We start from the raw sequence: 16,500 nt of genomic DNA on the forward strand, positions 1-16,500 counted from the left end.
TCTAATCAGATACGAAGTATCCCGACCACCGGCCTCTCATCACTTTATATTCAAATGCTAAATGCCCGCACCACGAGTCAAACCAAACATTCTGGCAATCACTAATACGATTAAAGCAGAAACAACCATAATGAGCGAAGCAGCAACGGCGCCTTCAATATTACCAACAGTGAGTTCTAAAAACACGGTCGTTGGCAGAACTTCTGTCTTCATACGGGTAGCACCCGAAAAAATTAGAATCGGCCCGAACTCCCCCAGAGAACGAGCCCAGGCAAGCGTCGCAGCCGCCAATAACCCTCGATATGCTTGAGGAAACACTACACGCCAGAATGCTTGCCCCCGGTTGCAGCCAAGTGTCAATGCCACCTGTTCATAACGGGGGCCTATTTGATCAAATGTCACTCTCATTGTTCTGACCGCAAAAGCGCAGGCAACCATAAATTGAGCCAGAATCACACTGGGTATTTCGTAAGTGACTCCAATGGGTGTCCCAAAAATCAGTTTTGTCATTTTACGAATCGCGTCATCGAGGGAGTCACCAGGGGTGAGATAGATTTCTTTGCCAAATCGTGCTTCTGAAATCGATTTCATCAAATCATTCACCCATTCAAATCGAGGAACCTCCACTTGAAATAAAATTAATAAACACAAGCCAATCACGAGAGGAGGTAACACGATGGGAATGTCCAAAACCGCATCAATAAATGTTTTACCCCAAAAATTGTGACGCGACATTAAATATCCAATTGGAACAGAAACCCAGAGAGAGAGAATTGTCGTGATGGAACATGAGACCAGGCTAAGCCAAATCGCATACCGGATTTCTGGCTCAGCAAATGCCCCCCAGATATGATCAGGAGTGGTGTAGGTCGTCTCAGCCAACAACATTGACACAATCAACAAGATATAAATCCCGCTGATTGCAATAAAAATGAAATAGAAGGGAATATCAGAGCGCAACTTGAAGGTCTTTGAATGGTCGTCAGATAGCTTCTTAGTCATAGCGACTCCGGAGTAATGCGCCAACGAAATCCTTTAGATTCAAACATGGCGCGAGAAGATTCCGAAGTTAATTGATCGACTAAACGCTGCATCAAGTTGGGATATTTTGTGGAGTTCAAGATTGCAATCGGCTGCTCTGCCATTGGTCGTCCCTCTTTGATTTCGACGACATCCAGCTTATCAGCGACTTTAGAAATATTAGCACGGTAAACAATGGCTGCATCTAAAGAACCGGTTCTCAACTGATTCACCAGTAGATCAGCAGTGGGTGTGTTTGTTTTCACATTAGGTTGAATCGCATCATAAAGACTTTTGTCTTTGAATCGGAGTGGCCCTAATAACTTTTTCGTCAATGCTCCGAGTGCACTTTGCTCGTGATGAGCGATGCCCACTTTGAGATTATCACTGGCCAAATCGTAGACGGACTTGATCTTTTTAGGATTTTCTTTTTCCACGATCAGAATCATATCTGTTTCGGAAACAGTCAAGGGCAGGGAAAACTGAGGTTGAACCTGTACCATATAAGACGTATCACAGGCAAAATAAGCATCGGGGCGCTGACCGCTATTAATTTGCCCTACTAAGATACCACAACCATTATAAACGACATTGATTGAGACACCTTCGCGCTTTTCAAATGCCTTTAAGGTATCTTGTATGGCCAATCGGTTGACACCACCACTAAATAAAAGAATTTCAGGGTGTGGCTCCCATGCATCGCCCTTTACAGTCTGATATCCCATGTCGGAAAATTGTTTTTGCCCTTTACCCTTTGCCTGTAGATAGCGAGCAAACATTAATGCCTGCTGAGGTTTTTCAGAGGATGTTAAAACACCAACAGTTACGTTTTTTACTGCCTGAGAAAGCTCAGGCACTTCAACGATCTCCGCTTGATCTCGATGCTGATTCACTGTGGCATCCCAGACTATTCCGGCATCGACAGTTCCTATCAGGATATCGTTTGCTACTTCAGATACTGTTGGTTTGAAAACCCTGGCAGACTTTGAAATGTGTTCCCACTTGTTGGATTTTTCCAATATCTTTTTTGTCAGTTTTCCCACCGATGCGGCATCAGGATTTGCCAAAGCGAAAGTCACTCCTTCTTTTGTCAGATCATCGAGTGACTTGATGTTTTGAGGGTTGCCTTTTTTGACCATAATTACCGGATGTAACTTTGCAACAGGGATCGCCTCTTTCACAAGATCCTGTTTACGAGCGATATCGATATAACTGGTATCTGCTGCTAGATACAAGTCTCCCGTTTTTGCAACTCGCAAGTTACTCAACAATGTGCCAGAACCACCATATTGCAATTTAACAGGCACACCATATTCTTCTTCTGCAAATTGTGCTGCAGTAGCTGCCACCGGAGGTTTGATTCCTGCAGCACAGTACATTAGTAGTGACTCATCATCATCAGTATTTTCTGATGACTCTTCTGGAGCAGCATAAAACAGTAACCCCAGCATGAATATCAAGAGAATGAAAGACCCGCTCACAAGCACCAACCCATTATTGAGTTTTCCGCCTGGAAATGTGTTTCGTTCTATTTGATTCAAGTTATGACTGCGTAATTGCTTCATTACGTCTTCCAACAAATATAATCTGGTTTACTCTTAAGAAGTCATCAACGTTTCGGCTTCTTCACTGGGAGTCAGTCGGCCTTCTTTGATCCCCAATACTTTTTGGGCAGACTTTACAGCCTGGTCATCATGCGTAACCATCAACACACACCCACCATTCTTTGCAAACTGACTTAAGGCATCGAGCACAATTTCAGAATTTTCCGAGTCCAGGTTTCCTGTGGGCTCATCAGCCAGCAAGACTTTAGGTTGATGGAAGAGTGCTCTTGCTAACGCAACACGTTGTTTTTCCCCTGTACTCAATTCAGCAGGTGTATGGTGTAAACGATGCTCCAGACCAAAGTGTGAAATCAGTTCAGTAGCATGTTCTTTTGCCTGCGGGAAGCGGGTTGCTAATGCAGGAGTCAGAACGTTATCGAGCACATTGAAATAGGGAACCAAGTGAAACTGCTGAAAAACAAAACCGATATGAGTCGAGCGAAAACGGGCTCTTTCATCGTTGGATAATTCATAGGGGTTAGTGCCTTCGATTAATACACGACCTGAATCAGGACTCAATAATCCTCCCACCATTAAAAGCAAAGTTGACTTTCCACAACCACTGGGCCCTTTAATCGCAAGAAACTCACCGGCATCAACTGTCAGACTGATCCCATCAACGGCTCGTACTTGTTCCGCACTGGATTTGAATGACTTTGATAACTCTATTAATTCTAATAGCATACTGCTTCGATTACCCTTCTTGCAGAATTGTGGCAGGGTCCACTCTTGTAGCCAACAATGCGGGTACCCAGCTGGAAAGACTCGCTAGAATTGGTGCAAAGATCAAGCTGAGTAGTAACCACCGCCCTGAAAACAGCACCTCTTCTGGATTAACTGATGCTGGCAAATTTCCCCAAGTCACACCAATACCATATCCGACAAAGTATCCAATTAATGCACCAATGAGACCAATCACAAATGCTTTGATGATAAAAATCCCAAAGACTTGGACAGATCGCAAACCTAGTGCACGCAGTACGCCAATCTCGGTTGAGCGGCGTCTCACATTTTCCAATGACAGAAACCCAATCCATGCGCCGCATCCCAGCACCACTAAGGGAACAAGCACTGCCGCAAAGTCAGCATGACGCTTTATTATCTGCAAACGATTCGTTTCTTCCTGTTCGAACGCTGCCACCGCACTCGCATGTGCCTGATTCCGAGCTTCTGCCCTCGCAAGAGCAGGTGGCCCTCTTTCAATGATCTGTGTCCCTGGAAGGATTTTCCCAATTTCATCACGAATTTGAGCAACTCGATCCTTCGCTTTACAATTACATTCTAACGCCAGAATTGCATTTACCAGGTTTTGCATTCCCAGTAGTTCTTGCGCCTCTTCAAGATTGATCCAGACAGTACTATCATCCGCTGTGCCACGCTCGGGATAACATTGAGTCACTTTGAAGTTCTTACCCATAAGTTGAGTCTGATCACCGGGCTTCAGGCCTAGCTTCTTCTGTATCTGATAGCCCATCACCATCGTACCTTTAGGAACCTGTTGCTGAAGCGGTTTTTTGAGAGCACGATGTAAAAGTGGTACTTCGCCCCGCGTTCCGGTTAAAATGACCTCACACTTTTTTTCAGGCCAGATTATTTTCTTAGCAACCATCGGTAGCAGGTGGTTAACAGTTACAATTTTTGATTCAGCAAGCACTTTTACATTTTCTTCTGGCATTGATCCCGAGACAATCCCCGTGAGATAAAACTCATTTAAATCCTGATTTGCCGGCAATATCAGAATATTAAATCCCAGTCCTTTGGTAATTTTCCGCATCGCATCTTCGAGTTCAGCACCAGCCTGTTTGACATCCTTCGCTTTCTGTTCCAAGATAAACGTTGTCTGAATTTCATCTGCTTGCAATAGTGTTAAAGATGCTATTAAACAAGCAACAGCAACTACAACTGAAGCTAATCCCAGCAAAAAATTGATCTTGCGATGCTGCATTTCTTGAATAATGAGTCGGAATAAAGACATAACCGAGATTCTTTTCACTTATCAGGAATTGGAGATACCAAAACAGCTAAATAGAAAAAATTATTTTCGAGCCACCATGACATAGCTTGCTCCTAAAACGAGCAAGATCATCAATGAAACTATGATTAACAAATTCTGTATAAGTGAGCTGCTCTGAGTCTTTTCTACAGACTCAGATTGGATTGTACTCTGTTGTTCTGAGTTATCTGAAGGCAAAGGTGAGGTTGTGTTACCACTCGCTTCTGTCGTGGTCGAATTTGCGGTGTCTTCTATTTTAGTCTTTTCAGACTGAGAATTAACCTCATCCGAACTATCTTTGAGTATGTCAGATAACTTCACAGAATCAGCTTTTTTAGGTGCCTCACCAGAAAAACCAATTAGTCCTGTTAAAGGAGGGAGCTCTTTTTCATCTTGTGTCGTTGGAGATACTAGTTTTTCCCAATTCACGGCCATTAGTAAGTCAGTTCCCGGATTTTGATCTTTCACTTGGCAAGTGCAAGGTCCCGTTAAATCTCGACACGCCTGTTCAATGGTCCCAGCATTGATTCCCTTACCAATCAAAGCATATAAAACCCGTCCTCGCCCAAACACTGGAAAGGCCATTGGCTCCTCTTTGAAATCTTTCAAATCATTTTCGGTGGCCAGCAACATCTTAGTGAAATAAGCTTCAGCAGAATCTTCACGTGAGCATTTTTCGACACTGAATTTCAACTTCAAACTATCTGGAGAAACGCTGACTAAACCCTGCTCGATATCAGCCTCTTCAATTTCAGGCAGTTTCAGAGTTTTTTCCATCCGTTTGAGTTCTTTGCTCAATAGCTCAAAAGCCGCTTTATCTTTTTCGGAATCTCCACTCTCCAGGAATACCCAAACAGCAGTTTGACCATCGATCAGTTGTTTTGCGACATTCTGTCGCAGAGGAGAATTAATTAATCGAACAAGATTTTCTTCTGTCAATTCTCCGGAAAGGAAACCCTCTGGAACAGGAGCGGGCAGGGGAGTGCGTACTACCATTAACGGCAGAGTTTCTGAATTTTGCTTTTTCCAGAGTTCAACATCTTTCGGATCCGGTTTCGAATCTAAATTAACCAATTGAAGTTCAGCATTGGCTGACTTTTGAGTAATTGCACCTTCTTTATTAAATAGTGAAACTATTTTTTGATGCTCTGGGCTGAGAGAACCGCGATAGAAAACAACAACGCTATATTTATCAGCGGGCCAGCGTTCCAATGCATACCGAAACACGGGAACTGAACAAGCCCAGATCACTGTTGCTGTCAAGAGAACACTAAGGACAGCCAGGGTTGCTATGAACCATCGCATGAATAAACCTTTCGAGGAGGGAAAGTATCGTCGGGCGGGTTGATGAACTTATCGGGTCTCTGTGATCAGCGAACCACAAAATCCGAAACACAATTCAGCTAATACTATGATGACATAATGTTATCTAATTGTGAAGAAAGGATGATTTCAATCGCAAAGTTTTATTTGAAGTGACAGTGAATCAGATGAAGCTGCATTCATCATCTTATCCAGCCCACCAAAATACACATACTTACACTATTATATTCCCAAAAGAACCCTGTAGTAAAACTTTAAACGAATTCTGGGTGATACAATCCCTGACCAGAATTGAGAAGTATCTACAAAAAATTTTGGTTAGAAAGCGACCCATTACGCATACACTATGGTATTAATCGTTAAATATCGCTCGAAGGTTTCTTAGTCATTTCTTAGTAATCAATTTAATTTCAACTGGCTTGCCGGGAGCAACTGTCGCCTTTAATTGCGATTTATCATAATCGGAATATATACCAGGAAGCGTTTCGCTAGCGGGTGATTCGATAGGTGGTGTGGTATCGCCTTCAGGCACAGGAGACCCATCTGGCATCAATCGATAGCTCACGGTGACTCGATAATTACCAGCGGGTAGGCCCTCACCACCGCGACTATAAACGACATTGAACTCGCCACTCGCTTTTGTACGAGCTTCTCCACCAACTCCCGGTGTACTTTCTACAGGGATAAAGTGGAGATCAGCATTCGCCAATGGCTTTTCATTCAACAAAACACTGCCTGTAACAGCAGTCAACTCAGGTCCTGTTTCTTTGGAGCCACAACCAACAATGTAACATAAAAAAACTACCAATGTAGTAAATGACAACAGCCTGCTCTTATGCATCTCCATGAAACACCTCATACTTGTATTGGAAACTCAAGGGGAAATCAGCTTCTTAGGGTACTTCTACCACGAAACCATCTGACATCGTTCCCAGACGCCTCAATAAAGTAAGATCTGTATTTTCAGAGATAAATCGGACAGCTCCATCACCGAATCCAAAATGCGCCCCGCCAGTATGCAAGCTCCCCACAAATCCCCAGTTATCCAAATTCCCCACGGTTGGCTTTGTCGCCCCTGAGGGAACATCCCAGACATTAATTCCATCGTCTATATCTCCCCCGGTCGTTACCCACCCTCGCATCCCCCAGGCAGGTGGTTCTCCGTTCGCAATGGTGCGTGTCGTTTCACAAACCATAACCGTATTCGAACTGCCATCTTTAATATCACTGATTTTGGCCTTACTATTTTCACCAAAAATTTTCCTGGCAGTGAGAGCCTGTCCAGACCAATTATTACAATTAATTGTTCGGTCCGCACTCAATTCATAATTTGTCTTTGCAGGACCTGGCGCAATTGAAGTTCCATAAGGCGCCCCGGTTCCTAAATGGGTAGTTCCATCGTCTGATGGACAAAGAAAAACATCTAAGAGATTCGTCATTTCGTCTGCATTGTCAGCCGGATTTCCCGCCACAGGGACTCCTCTTCCTGGAAGACTACAACAGTAACCAACATCCTGAGCACTATTAGCTGTAGCCTGATTAATTTGATTATAAAGCGGAGCCTGATCCAAAAAGGGAAGTAGTAAAGACAATCCGTTTTTATTATGGGCTGTTTGGCCTGCCGTATGAGAAGGCGCTGTAGGAGTACACCATCCATAATTAATCCCTCCCGGGGGAAACACACGATGTGTTTCATGATAGTTATGCAACGCCAATGCAATCTGTTTGATCTTATTCTTGCAGCTGGCGCGTCGGGCAGCCTCGCGGGCTTGTTGTACTGCAGGAAGCAAAAGCGCAATTAAGATTGCGATAATGGCAATCACCACCAATAACTCAATTAATGTAAAACCGAGTCGTCGAGAGGGGCTTAATTTCATGATCTCTCCTCTTAATAAATTTAATAAAAAAGATAAATCTTGATATATGACTCATAATTAGTCTTAGTAATAAACTCATCATTTTTAGATAAAAGTAAAAATACAGATATCAAATTAAGATTAAATCTATAAATAACAATATTTATATTTAACCAATAAATGAAACAATTAATATACAAAAGTATTAATTCTAAAGTATATAAAGTTATACAGTACAATCAACTTTTTTTGGTCCTAATTAATTTTTATTACTAATAAATACTGAAAATTGAACGCCTGCTGTATTATGAACTGCAAATGTCTTGCCCCGAAAAATCCAGTGCATGCATAAAAGAGAAATCGAAATGCCCTCAAGAGCAAATCAGGGCAGAATTTGTGAATGCTCTATTTTGTTCTGAACGAATATCGAAGAAATTAACCCAACATTCATAAAAATAAGCGCAGAGTGAATAGAAGACCGATGCGCTACAGCTTTGAGTTAATGGGGCACTGAGAATTGGAGAAAGGCGATTATTGACGAGTGATCATAGGGCAATTAATGTGAGAGCTAAACAATTCAGCCCAAAGAAATAAAAATCAGAGCTGTCGCAGTAAGAACAAATAATAGCATCGAGGCACAACCAGACTTCATTGTAATGTCATATTTTCGAATCAATTCATCGATGGCCTCTTTGGACTCCTTCAAACCAGCGCCGGTAGACTCCCGATAATCTTTGATCGCCTCGATTTTTTTCCCTTCTTTTAGCGACTGCACGATTCGCTCAACTACTTCAGAATGATTGCTCGTTTCTTCTGAACTGGACTGGTCGTGACCTGAGTCTTCCATTTGTCGATCTCTCTGAGACAAGAACGAGATTGATAAGGGTTTGCATTTCTTGTTTTACCATTTCAGACTCTATTAGTTCAAGAAATGAATGATGGAATTCTCAAATTCATTCTGTTTCAGAAGTCACTCCGCCTTAAGAAGCAATCGCACAGCCCGAACTGTGTCTACTCCGATTCTGTAGATTTTCTTTAGCTTTCAAGCTAGAAGCGCTCGACATCAGTGTTTTCATCTCATCGAGAGATACTTCTTGTAAATCGATATTCAACTCCAACAGCCGATCAACGACCGCGTTGATGAGTTCTACACTATTGGAAGCTGGTACGAGACCATTTCTCAATTCATCCATGATCTGATTTGTCATAACTTTATTCCTTTTACTTGCTAATATTTGTTTTAATATTACAACACGCAGTTTGAAGCTTCAAAACTCACTACAAGCTGCGGCTTTTCTGCGATGGAAAAGCTTGATTCATTAAAAGCTATTGAATCGCAATGACTGTTCCAAACTGACAGAAAAAACAAGTTCATCATTCCGATTACTATAAACGCTTATAGAATCAGAGTCTGGTAGCTCAGACTATGATTAGTAAAATTCACAATTTTGCTCTTGCTATTCAGCAAGTGTCCTAAAATTGCGACATTCTTACATCAAGATGATAACTATTACGAAAACACACATTTCAGGGTTTTTATCTAAAGTTTTCGCTGATAATCTGATTCGAATCTATTTATCAACATGACAACTCAAATCCACCTGGAGTTCGCAGCCAGTTGGACGGTAGTACCAAAGTGATTCTAAGCGTTTCTATAAGAAACTGCTCTTAAAATGCAATTCGAAGGTAAATTCGTGTTCGAAATCAATCGTTGAGGGCAGGGCGAGAAGACCTTTTTTGGTCCCACCACTTAATAGCTCCATCGCGCTCCTCTATCGTGTCTTCTAACAGAGAGGCCAAAAGTTTACGTTGAGCAGCACTCAGAGCCAATCCTCTCCGTTTCATTGTATGATCTGCCAGTTCGAAGAGCGTCAATATGTCAATTTGACTATCGATTCTCCCTAACCAAAATCGCGAAAAGGAGGGAATATGCTTAGGTAGTAAGTCTCCAACGGGAAGAACCATCGACATTACACCAACTGACGTCCCTGTATTAAATAGGCTGTTCAATCCTGTCTTAGCATGATCACCAATATAACAGCCTACCTTAACCGCATTCGTTTCTATAGGAATTCCTGCTAAAGGAACTTTGACTTCCGAGTAATCGTTCTTGAGATCACTATTACTGGTTTGTGCCCCCAAATTAACCCAGGGACAAATATAAGAATGTCCTAAAAAACCATCGTGGTATTTGTTTACATATCCGTGAAGGATTGACTCTTCAATTTCTCCACCAAGTCGACAGTGTGGGCCGGCTGTTGTTCCTGCTTTAATATTTGCCCGAAAGAGTTGGGTTCCATGCCCAATATAGGCAGGCCCTTCAATACGGGTAAATGCCTGGATTTTGGCATCGTGATCAATCACGATCGGCCCTTTACGTGTATCAAGAACCACGAAAGGATCAATCTCTGCAGAGGATGACAGCCTTACTAAGTCAGGTTGCCCCACGATTGTTAGATTCTTCGCATCTCCATGATACTGGTCAGACGAAAAGTTCAATGAAAAATCAGCTTGTATTTGGCGGCGATTCTGATTCACTAGATCCCAAGGATAATTAAGTTCAACCCCCGTGACCTCAATCTTCTTTCTTGTTGATGCAATCTTTTTGATCGCATCATCCCAGGCATTCGTTGTCAGCAGGGTAGACTCTTCAGGTTCCAAAAGTAAATAAGCAACCGATTCTCCCATTATCCCAACAGTCTCACAAGAGACTTGAGAAAGTTGGTTGATTTCATCGTTTGCAGGAAGCCAACGACCGTTAATCAACAGAGTCCGACCTTCGCTTAACCAAATCGCATCATTGATTCGGGCATCAGGAAAGTACTCTGCATAGACCTCAACGAGAGCGGGGCGAATTAAGGCACCCCACTCGTCAACCTGAATCGATTTTAATAATCGCTGTCGAGAAGTGTACTGCCCACACAACAACTCAAAGACCGGTCTCAATAAAGAAATCGGAGTGAATTGCAGAGCGGAATTATCTTCAAATATGGCAAGCCGCATCACTTTGCACTTCCCTGTGCGAAATCAGCAGAAATATTTCTTTCGGTCCCTAAACACACGCCTGGTTTCATTGGCGTATTTGAACTCAGAATTCATATCATAAATACCCAAATGAGAAAAGGGGGGTTAAATTTGAACGCGATAAATAAAAAACACCCTGAATTACAGGGTGTTTTAGTATATTAAGAAATCAATAAATTCTTATATCATATTCTGGAATCGTTACGCGGCTGAAATATGGACTTCCTAGTTTGCCACAGCCCGTCCTGCCAGTGAGTAGATTGCCGATTGACAATCAGACAGCTTGGCATACTTATCCGAGACTCCTAACACAGTTTCTGCGGCTCCGAGTAACAAAGTACCTGAAGAATTCATCTGGTTACTGATACGATCTAAAATATCCTTCTTCACATCAGGCTCAAAATAGATTAAAACGTTTCGACAAAATACAATGTCAAACATTCCCAAATGCTGGAAATCTTCCAGAAGATTTAAATGCTTCCATTGCATACTAATCCCAGGATCTGTTTTGATCTTCCAGCCTTGTTCATTTTGTTCAAAATATTTCATCAAAAGCTGAACTGGTAAACCCCGCTGAACTTCGAATTGGGAATACACTCCCGTTTCGGCTCGATCCAACGCTTTTGAACACAAATCCGTTCCGACGATTTGAATATTCCAATCAGCCAATTCCGGAAAATGCTCCCGCAAAGTCATAACAATACTGTATGCTTCCTGACCATTAGAACAAGCAGAACTCCAAATCCTTAATTTCTGTGTCGCACTTCGCTCAGCGATTAGATTTGGCAATATCTCGTTTTTGAGTTCATCAAAAGGACGTCTATCACGAAAGAAAGATGACTCGTTCGTTGTCATCGCTTCCATCACGTCTTTTTCCAGATTTTTATCTAACCGACTTCTCAAACTGAGTACAAGATCTTCAATGCCGTTCATTCCATGGGATTGAGCCAGAGGAATCAGGCGTGCTTCCAACAAGTACTCTTTATTTTCTCCAAGAGAAAGTCCTGTCGTTTCCAATAAAAAATTTGTAATATATTTATAATCTTCTGGAGACACGAGATCACCACTTTCTATTAAGAACAAAGTCGGACGAGTTCAGGAGCAATATTCCTGAGTGGTAAAACCTGATTGGCAATTCCTGCATTAGCAATTGCACCGGGCATTCCCCAAACAACACTACTCTGTTCATCTTGTACGATAATATAACCTTGACGCTCACTAATCGATTGCGCTCCTTCAATGCCATCATCTCCCATTCCTGTCAACATCACTGCCAGTACGGAGCTGCCATACCATTTTGCTGCCGAAGCATACAAAGGGTTAACAGAAGGCCGGCAGAAATGTTCGGGAGCATCTTGATTCAAACGAATCACCATTCGATCATCTTGTTTATCAACCACCATATGAAAATCGCCAGGAGCGATGTAGATACGGCCTCTCTCTATTAATTCTCCATCTACGGCTTCAGCTGTAGGTCGCTTTGTTTCACGTTCAATATGCTCAGCCAGCGTTTTTGTAAACAAAGGTGGCATATGCTGCGCGATTAATATCGGTAAGGAAAAACTCGCTGGTATAGCAGACAACACCGATTTGAGTGCATTAGGTCCACCTGTACTTGACCCAATTACCAAAACCATAGGAGTCTTTATGGGTTGCTCAGCAACTTTCGTTGAATGGCTGATATCACGTAACTGTGAAGTTTGATTACTTCCAGCCAATGCTTTTATTAACGGAATCAAAGATCGTGCAACTTGCTCAATTGCTTCTGACGCATTAGTCGCGACAGGTTTTTGAATACAACCTGCTGCTCCCAAATCAAGTGCCTGCAAAGTCACTTCGGCTCCTTCACGTGTCAGAGCACTAGCCATAATGACCGGAATATCTGGATAATCCTGTTTGAGTTGTTTCAAACAGGCAATCCCATCCATGACAGGCATTTCCACGTCGAGAACAATCACATCAGCCTGGTTTTTACCAAGCCAGGTGAGTGCCGTCTGCCCATGCATCGCAGTACCAACAACCTCAATATCACGATCAGAATTAACCGCTTGAGTCATTAATCCTCGAATCACAGCAGAATCGTCGACCAAAAGAACTTTGATGACCGACTGGCTCACAGAACACCCGTTTCTTCCAACTTGTCACGAACAATGTCTTCCGTAAACGGTTTCATAATATACTCGTTTGCGCCTGCCTGCATGGCCTGCACGATTTGAGGCATATCATTTTCTGTTGTACACATTACAACAATTGGTTGTTTGGCGCGATCATCGGCCCTGAGAGCTGTTAAAAATTCCATGCCATCCATAATTGGCATATTCCAATCCAGCAATACTGCATCCAGATCAGGATTCGCTCTGGCTACTTCCAGAGCCTGCTTGCCATCTTCTGCTTCCAGCACTTCGAGTCCAAGAGTCCCCATCATGCGGCGTCCTACAAGCCGGACTGCCCTGGAATCATCAACAAGTAATATCGTTTTCATTTTCACCGGTCTCCCAGTTGTAAAATAATTATTATTAATCTCCATCACCTCAGAGCTCACTGAAGTCAATGGTTTTTCAATCTATCTTCAGAAGTCTAGAACACGATTGAGAGGGAAAAGCAATCAAACCTTGATTTCCTTCAATTTCATCTGTTTTGAGTTCTATCCCTCAATAAATCGACATGTTTTCCAGAAAAAACCGCCATGCCAAACACGAGAAACTAAACACTTGTTTAACATGACGGTAATTGATTATCGAAATACGAGGTAAACAGCTTAGATTGCTCTCATTCGTTCGAGGAACGAGGTGGCAGCTTCATCGAGCTTCACGGATTCCTGAGTCAGCCCTTGAGCAGCCGTCAGCATATCATTGGCCGCAGTTCCACTATCTGTTGCAGCCTGTGAAACACCTGAGATGTTGTTGGTCACTTCGGCAGTACCACGCGCGGCTTCCGCCACATTTCGAGAAATCTCATTGGTAGCCGCGGTCTGTTCTTCAACCGCACTCGCAATCGTGGTTGAGATTTCATTGATCTTTCCAATACTATCGCCAATCGAACCAATCGCAGTGACCGCCACATTTGTCGATCCTTGAATTGCGTTGATCTTTTCGCTGATCTCTTCTGTGGCACGAGCTGTCTGGCGAGCCAGTTCTTTGACTTCATTCGCAACCACAGCAAACCCTTTGCCAGCTTCTCCTGCACGAGCGGCTTCGATGGTTGCATTCAAAGCGAGCAAGTTGGTCTGTTGAGCAATCGATGTAATCACTTTGACAACCTGCCCAATTTCGCTGCTTGCATCTCCGAGTTCTTTGATTGTGTTATTCGTGCTTTCCGCTTCGTTCACTGCCTGAGAAGTCATATGTGACTGTTCCTGTACGTGACGAGCAATTTCACTGATTGAGGCGCTCAATTCTTCTGCAGCGGAAGAAACAGTCTCGACATTGCGGGTTGCTTCTTCACTTGCAGCAGCCACAACCTGCGATTGACGGGCAGTATTGTCTGCCATATCGGACAGACTCTTAGAACTGACTTCCATTTCAGTGGCAGAAGAAGTCACCACTCCCACGATACCCTGAATTTCAGATTCAAAATCATCTGCCAACTTTACTTGATCAGTAATCACAGACCAGGAAATCATCGGCCCAACATAATTACCGTCTTTATCCATGATCGCCGTGGCCAATAGATCAAGCGTATGTTCTCCAACATTGATCTTCGCTCGATGTGGTAAATTTGAAGGATCTGCCAACAGCCGTCGTTGCATTTCCGGATTTTTATGGAAGATATCAATACTTTGACCGATCAACTGATCTACTGGTTTTGGTAACAAGTGCTCGATTTCTTTTAATTGTTTATGTGAAGCTGGGTTCATATAAACAAGTTCAAAGTCTTTATTAGCCAACAGAACATTGATCGGGATGGTATCCATCATATTCTGAACGCGAGCCATCTCATTTTCGAGTCTCAGTTTTTCTGTGATCACTTCCCAGGTCACCATCGGACCAATGTAATTCCCATCCTTATCGGTTACAGCACTGACCAACAGATCCAGTTTTTCCGGACCGACTTCAATCACAGATCGTGAAGGAAGATTGGACGGATCCCCCAAAATACCCCTTTGATAGGCAGGGTTTTTATGGAATATATCAATATTCTGGCCCACGAGATTTTCTGCTTTGACAGGTAAGAACTGCTGCAGAGCACTCAATTGTTTAACTGAAGCCGGGTTGACGTAGGTAATTTCCAAATCTGTATTCGCCAGCATCACATTGACGGGAATATTTTCCATCATGTTCTGAACACGAACCATTTCACTTTCGAGTCTCAGTTTTTCTGTGATCACTTCCCAGGTCACCATCGGACCAATGTACTTTCCTTCTCCATCAGTTACGGGACTGACCAGTAGGTCCAGTTTTTCGGGACCTACTTGTATCGTTGCCCGCGAAGGAAGATTAGATGGATCATTCAGAATCCCTCTCTGGTAGGCAGGATCCTTATGGAAAATATCAATATTTTGACCAACAAGATTTTCTACTTTAACAGGTAAAAACTGTTCAAGGCTCTTTAATTTTTCAACTGAGGCTGGGTTGACATAGGTAATTTCCAAATCTGTATTCGCCAGCATGACATTCACGGGAATATTATCCATCATGCTCTGAACGCGTTCCGCCGCTTGTTCGGTCGTTTTTCTAGTAGTCACATTTTCCCAAACGATGATTGTTCCTGCAGCGGTACCATTTGAAGAATTGGCTTGAGTCAGTTTAAGCTCAAGGTATTGCTCACCTAATTGGGTAGTGATCGATTTTCCGCTAGTAGCGCCTTGAATTGCAGATTGCAATTCGGGAATTTTCTGAAACAGTTGATTAATGGTTCCACCCACAAGTTGTTGAGGTCCAACTCCCAATTCAGTACTGAGCCCCTCAATCAACTCTTGTCCTTTTTGGTTCAGGTAAGTAACCGTCCCTTCCGTATTCAAAAACAGAGTGGCCTGGGGACTGTGTTCCACAATCCCATAAAACTGCTCAAGATTTTGCGACTGTTCAGTAGCCGCGCTCTGATCTGTATTTTGTACTGAATCAATCGACATATCACTATTCTCCTTGGGATTTTTGATCTGCTCTTCAGACCTTGATGGTAGTTCGGTTTGTAGTTGGGTTTGAATCTCTGAGGACTCGGGAGTTTCTTGAACAGACTCCTCATCTTCAAAGTTGGCTCCCCCTGAGCCTGATACAACCGCCGATTGAAGCTGTTTTGCGCGACTAGAGTCTTTGGCACCTTCAATCATGATTGTTGCAACTGCTTCGAGAGCCTGACGCCAGCACTCTTCCAGCTCTTCGTTCCATGCCTCTTCAGCAAACTCGGCCAATACACTAAGTAGCGTATTTGTAACTGGTGGATAATCATCATCTTGAACTCCCATCTCTCCATGTTGTTTCCCAAGATTTTTCAAAACCTTGGTTAACGCTTCAGGAGTCTCGAGAGATTTCAATACAAGCACAAGTGCCTGTATCAACTTACCACGCTGCTCTGAAAAATCAGTATGTGTGAAGTATCGCAGTAAATCTGGATAGTCTTCGAACAGCTTTTCATAAAATCGTTCTGCTAACTGATCAGCACGTGGTGCCACCAGTTCGAATGATTCTCGGAGTGCAGTAACATTTAAATCCACAGGTATGGCCCTTAAAAATCAGCCAGA

The 16,500-nt window shown here is 42.9% G+C and carries 14 protein-coding genes; all 14 read right to left on the minus strand.

The window, feature by feature from the left end:
• Positions 1 to 57: 57 nt before the first annotated feature.
• Positions 58 to 1,002 carry an ABC transporter permease gene (locus tag V202x_RS11905; RefSeq protein ID WP_144986149.1) on the minus strand — a complete coding sequence of 315 codons (945 nt, stop codon included), beginning with the start codon at positions 1,000 to 1,002 and terminating at the stop codon, positions 58 to 60.
• The gene (gene modA / locus V202x_RS11910) at positions 999 to 2,585 is read right to left on the minus strand and encodes a molybdate ABC transporter substrate-binding protein (protein WP_145174764.1); all 1,587 of its coding nucleotides are present in this window, start codon (positions 2,583 to 2,585) and stop codon (positions 999 to 1,001) included. The genes V202x_RS11905 and modA overlap by 4 nt, the downstream gene beginning before the upstream one ends.
• A 33-nt stretch (positions 2,586 to 2,618) precedes the next feature.
• On the minus strand, positions 2,619 to 3,308 hold the full coding sequence (locus V202x_RS11915) for an ABC transporter ATP-binding protein (protein WP_145174767.1): 690 nt from the start codon (positions 3,306 to 3,308) through the stop codon (positions 2,619 to 2,621).
• Between the two features lie 10 nt (positions 3,309 to 3,318).
• Positions 3,319 to 4,599 (minus strand): ABC transporter permease, encoded by a 1,281-nt coding sequence (locus V202x_RS11920; protein ID WP_145174770.1) that lies wholly within the window; start codon positions 4,597 to 4,599, stop codon positions 3,319 to 3,321.
• Positions 4,600 to 4,659: 60 nt separating this feature from the next.
• Complete coding sequence (locus V202x_RS11925) at positions 4,660 to 5,922, minus strand: hypothetical protein (RefSeq protein ID WP_145174773.1); 1,263 nt, start codon at positions 5,920 to 5,922, stop codon at positions 4,660 to 4,662.
• Positions 5,923 to 6,325: 403 nt separating this feature from the next.
• On the minus strand, positions 6,326 to 6,781 hold the full coding sequence (locus tag V202x_RS11930) for a carboxypeptidase-like regulatory domain-containing protein (protein WP_145174776.1): 456 nt from the start codon (positions 6,779 to 6,781) through the stop codon (positions 6,326 to 6,328).
• A gap of 52 nt (positions 6,782 to 6,833) precedes the next feature.
• Entirely contained in the window at positions 6,834 to 7,817 is a 984-nt protein-coding gene (locus tag V202x_RS11935) for a DUF1559 domain-containing protein (RefSeq protein WP_145174779.1), read from the minus strand.
• Positions 7,818 to 8,373: 556 nt separating this feature from the next.
• Positions 8,374 to 8,643, minus strand: coding sequence for a hypothetical protein (locus V202x_RS11940; protein ID WP_145174782.1), 270 nt, complete (start codon positions 8,641 to 8,643; stop codon positions 8,374 to 8,376).
• Positions 8,644 to 8,776: 133 nt separating this feature from the next.
• Entirely contained in the window at positions 8,777 to 9,004 is a 228-nt protein-coding gene (locus V202x_RS11945; RefSeq protein WP_145174785.1) for a hypothetical protein, read from the minus strand.
• 496 nt (positions 9,005 to 9,500) lie between these two features.
• Positions 9,501 to 10,799, minus strand: coding sequence for a putative sugar nucleotidyl transferase (locus V202x_RS11950; protein ID WP_232099007.1), 1,299 nt, complete (start codon positions 10,797 to 10,799; stop codon positions 9,501 to 9,503).
• Between the two features lie 246 nt (positions 10,800 to 11,045).
• Complete coding sequence (locus V202x_RS11955) at positions 11,046 to 11,876, minus strand: CheR family methyltransferase (protein ID WP_145174790.1); 831 nt, start codon at positions 11,874 to 11,876, stop codon at positions 11,046 to 11,048.
• A gap of 17 nt (positions 11,877 to 11,893) precedes the next feature.
• Positions 11,894 to 12,937, minus strand: a complete 1,044-nt coding sequence (locus V202x_RS11960; protein WP_145174793.1) for a chemotaxis response regulator protein-glutamate methylesterase — start codon at positions 12,935 to 12,937, stop codon at positions 11,894 to 11,896.
• The gene (locus V202x_RS11965) at positions 12,934 to 13,302 is read right to left on the minus strand and encodes a response regulator (protein ID WP_144986161.1); all 369 of its coding nucleotides are present in this window, start codon (positions 13,300 to 13,302) and stop codon (positions 12,934 to 12,936) included. Before V202x_RS11965 ends, V202x_RS11960 begins: the two co-directional genes overlap by 4 nt.
• Before the next feature lie 276 nt (positions 13,303 to 13,578).
• Positions 13,579 to 16,473, minus strand: a complete 2,895-nt coding sequence (locus V202x_RS11970; RefSeq protein WP_145174796.1) for a methyl-accepting chemotaxis protein — start codon at positions 16,471 to 16,473, stop codon at positions 13,579 to 13,581.
• Between the last annotated feature and the right edge of the window lie 27 nt (positions 16,474 to 16,500).

It is taken from the genome of Gimesia aquarii, assembly GCF_007748175.1.
Lineage (GTDB): Bacteria > Planctomycetota > Planctomycetia > Planctomycetales > Planctomycetaceae > Gimesia > Gimesia aquarii_A.

Coding starts and splice junctions, on each gene's coding strand:
- V202x_RS11950 (WP_232099007.1), bottom strand. CDS start 10,799: ATGCGGCTTGCCATATTTGAAGATAATTCCGCTCTGCAATTCACTCCG.
- V202x_RS11945 (WP_145174785.1), bottom strand. CDS start 9,004: ATGACAAATCAGATCATGGATGAATTGAGAAATGGTCTCGTACCAGCT.
- V202x_RS11935 (WP_145174779.1), bottom strand. CDS start 7,817: ATGAAATTAAGCCCCTCTCGACGACTCGGTTTTACATTAATTGAGTTA.
- V202x_RS11940 (WP_145174782.1), bottom strand. CDS start 8,643: ATGGAAGACTCAGGTCACGACCAGTCCAGTTCAGAAGAAACGAGCAAT.
- V202x_RS11965 (WP_144986161.1), bottom strand. CDS start 13,302: ATGAAAACGATATTACTTGTTGATGATTCCAGGGCAGTCCGGCTTGTA.
- V202x_RS11905 (WP_144986149.1), bottom strand. CDS start 1,002: ATGACTAAGAAGCTATCTGACGACCATTCAAAGACCTTCAAGTTGCGC.
- V202x_RS11930 (WP_145174776.1), bottom strand. CDS start 6,781: ATGCATAAGAGCAGGCTGTTGTCATTTACTACATTGGTAGTTTTTTTA.
- V202x_RS11915 (WP_145174767.1), bottom strand. CDS start 3,308: ATGCTATTAGAATTAATAGAGTTATCAAAGTCATTCAAATCCAGTGCG.
- V202x_RS11920 (WP_145174770.1), bottom strand. CDS start 4,599: ATGTCTTTATTCCGACTCATTATTCAAGAAATGCAGCATCGCAAGATC.
- V202x_RS11925 (WP_145174773.1), bottom strand. CDS start 5,922: ATGCGATGGTTCATAGCAACCCTGGCTGTCCTTAGTGTTCTCTTGACA.
- modA (WP_145174764.1), bottom strand. CDS start 2,585: ATGAAGCAATTACGCAGTCATAACTTGAATCAAATAGAACGAAACACA.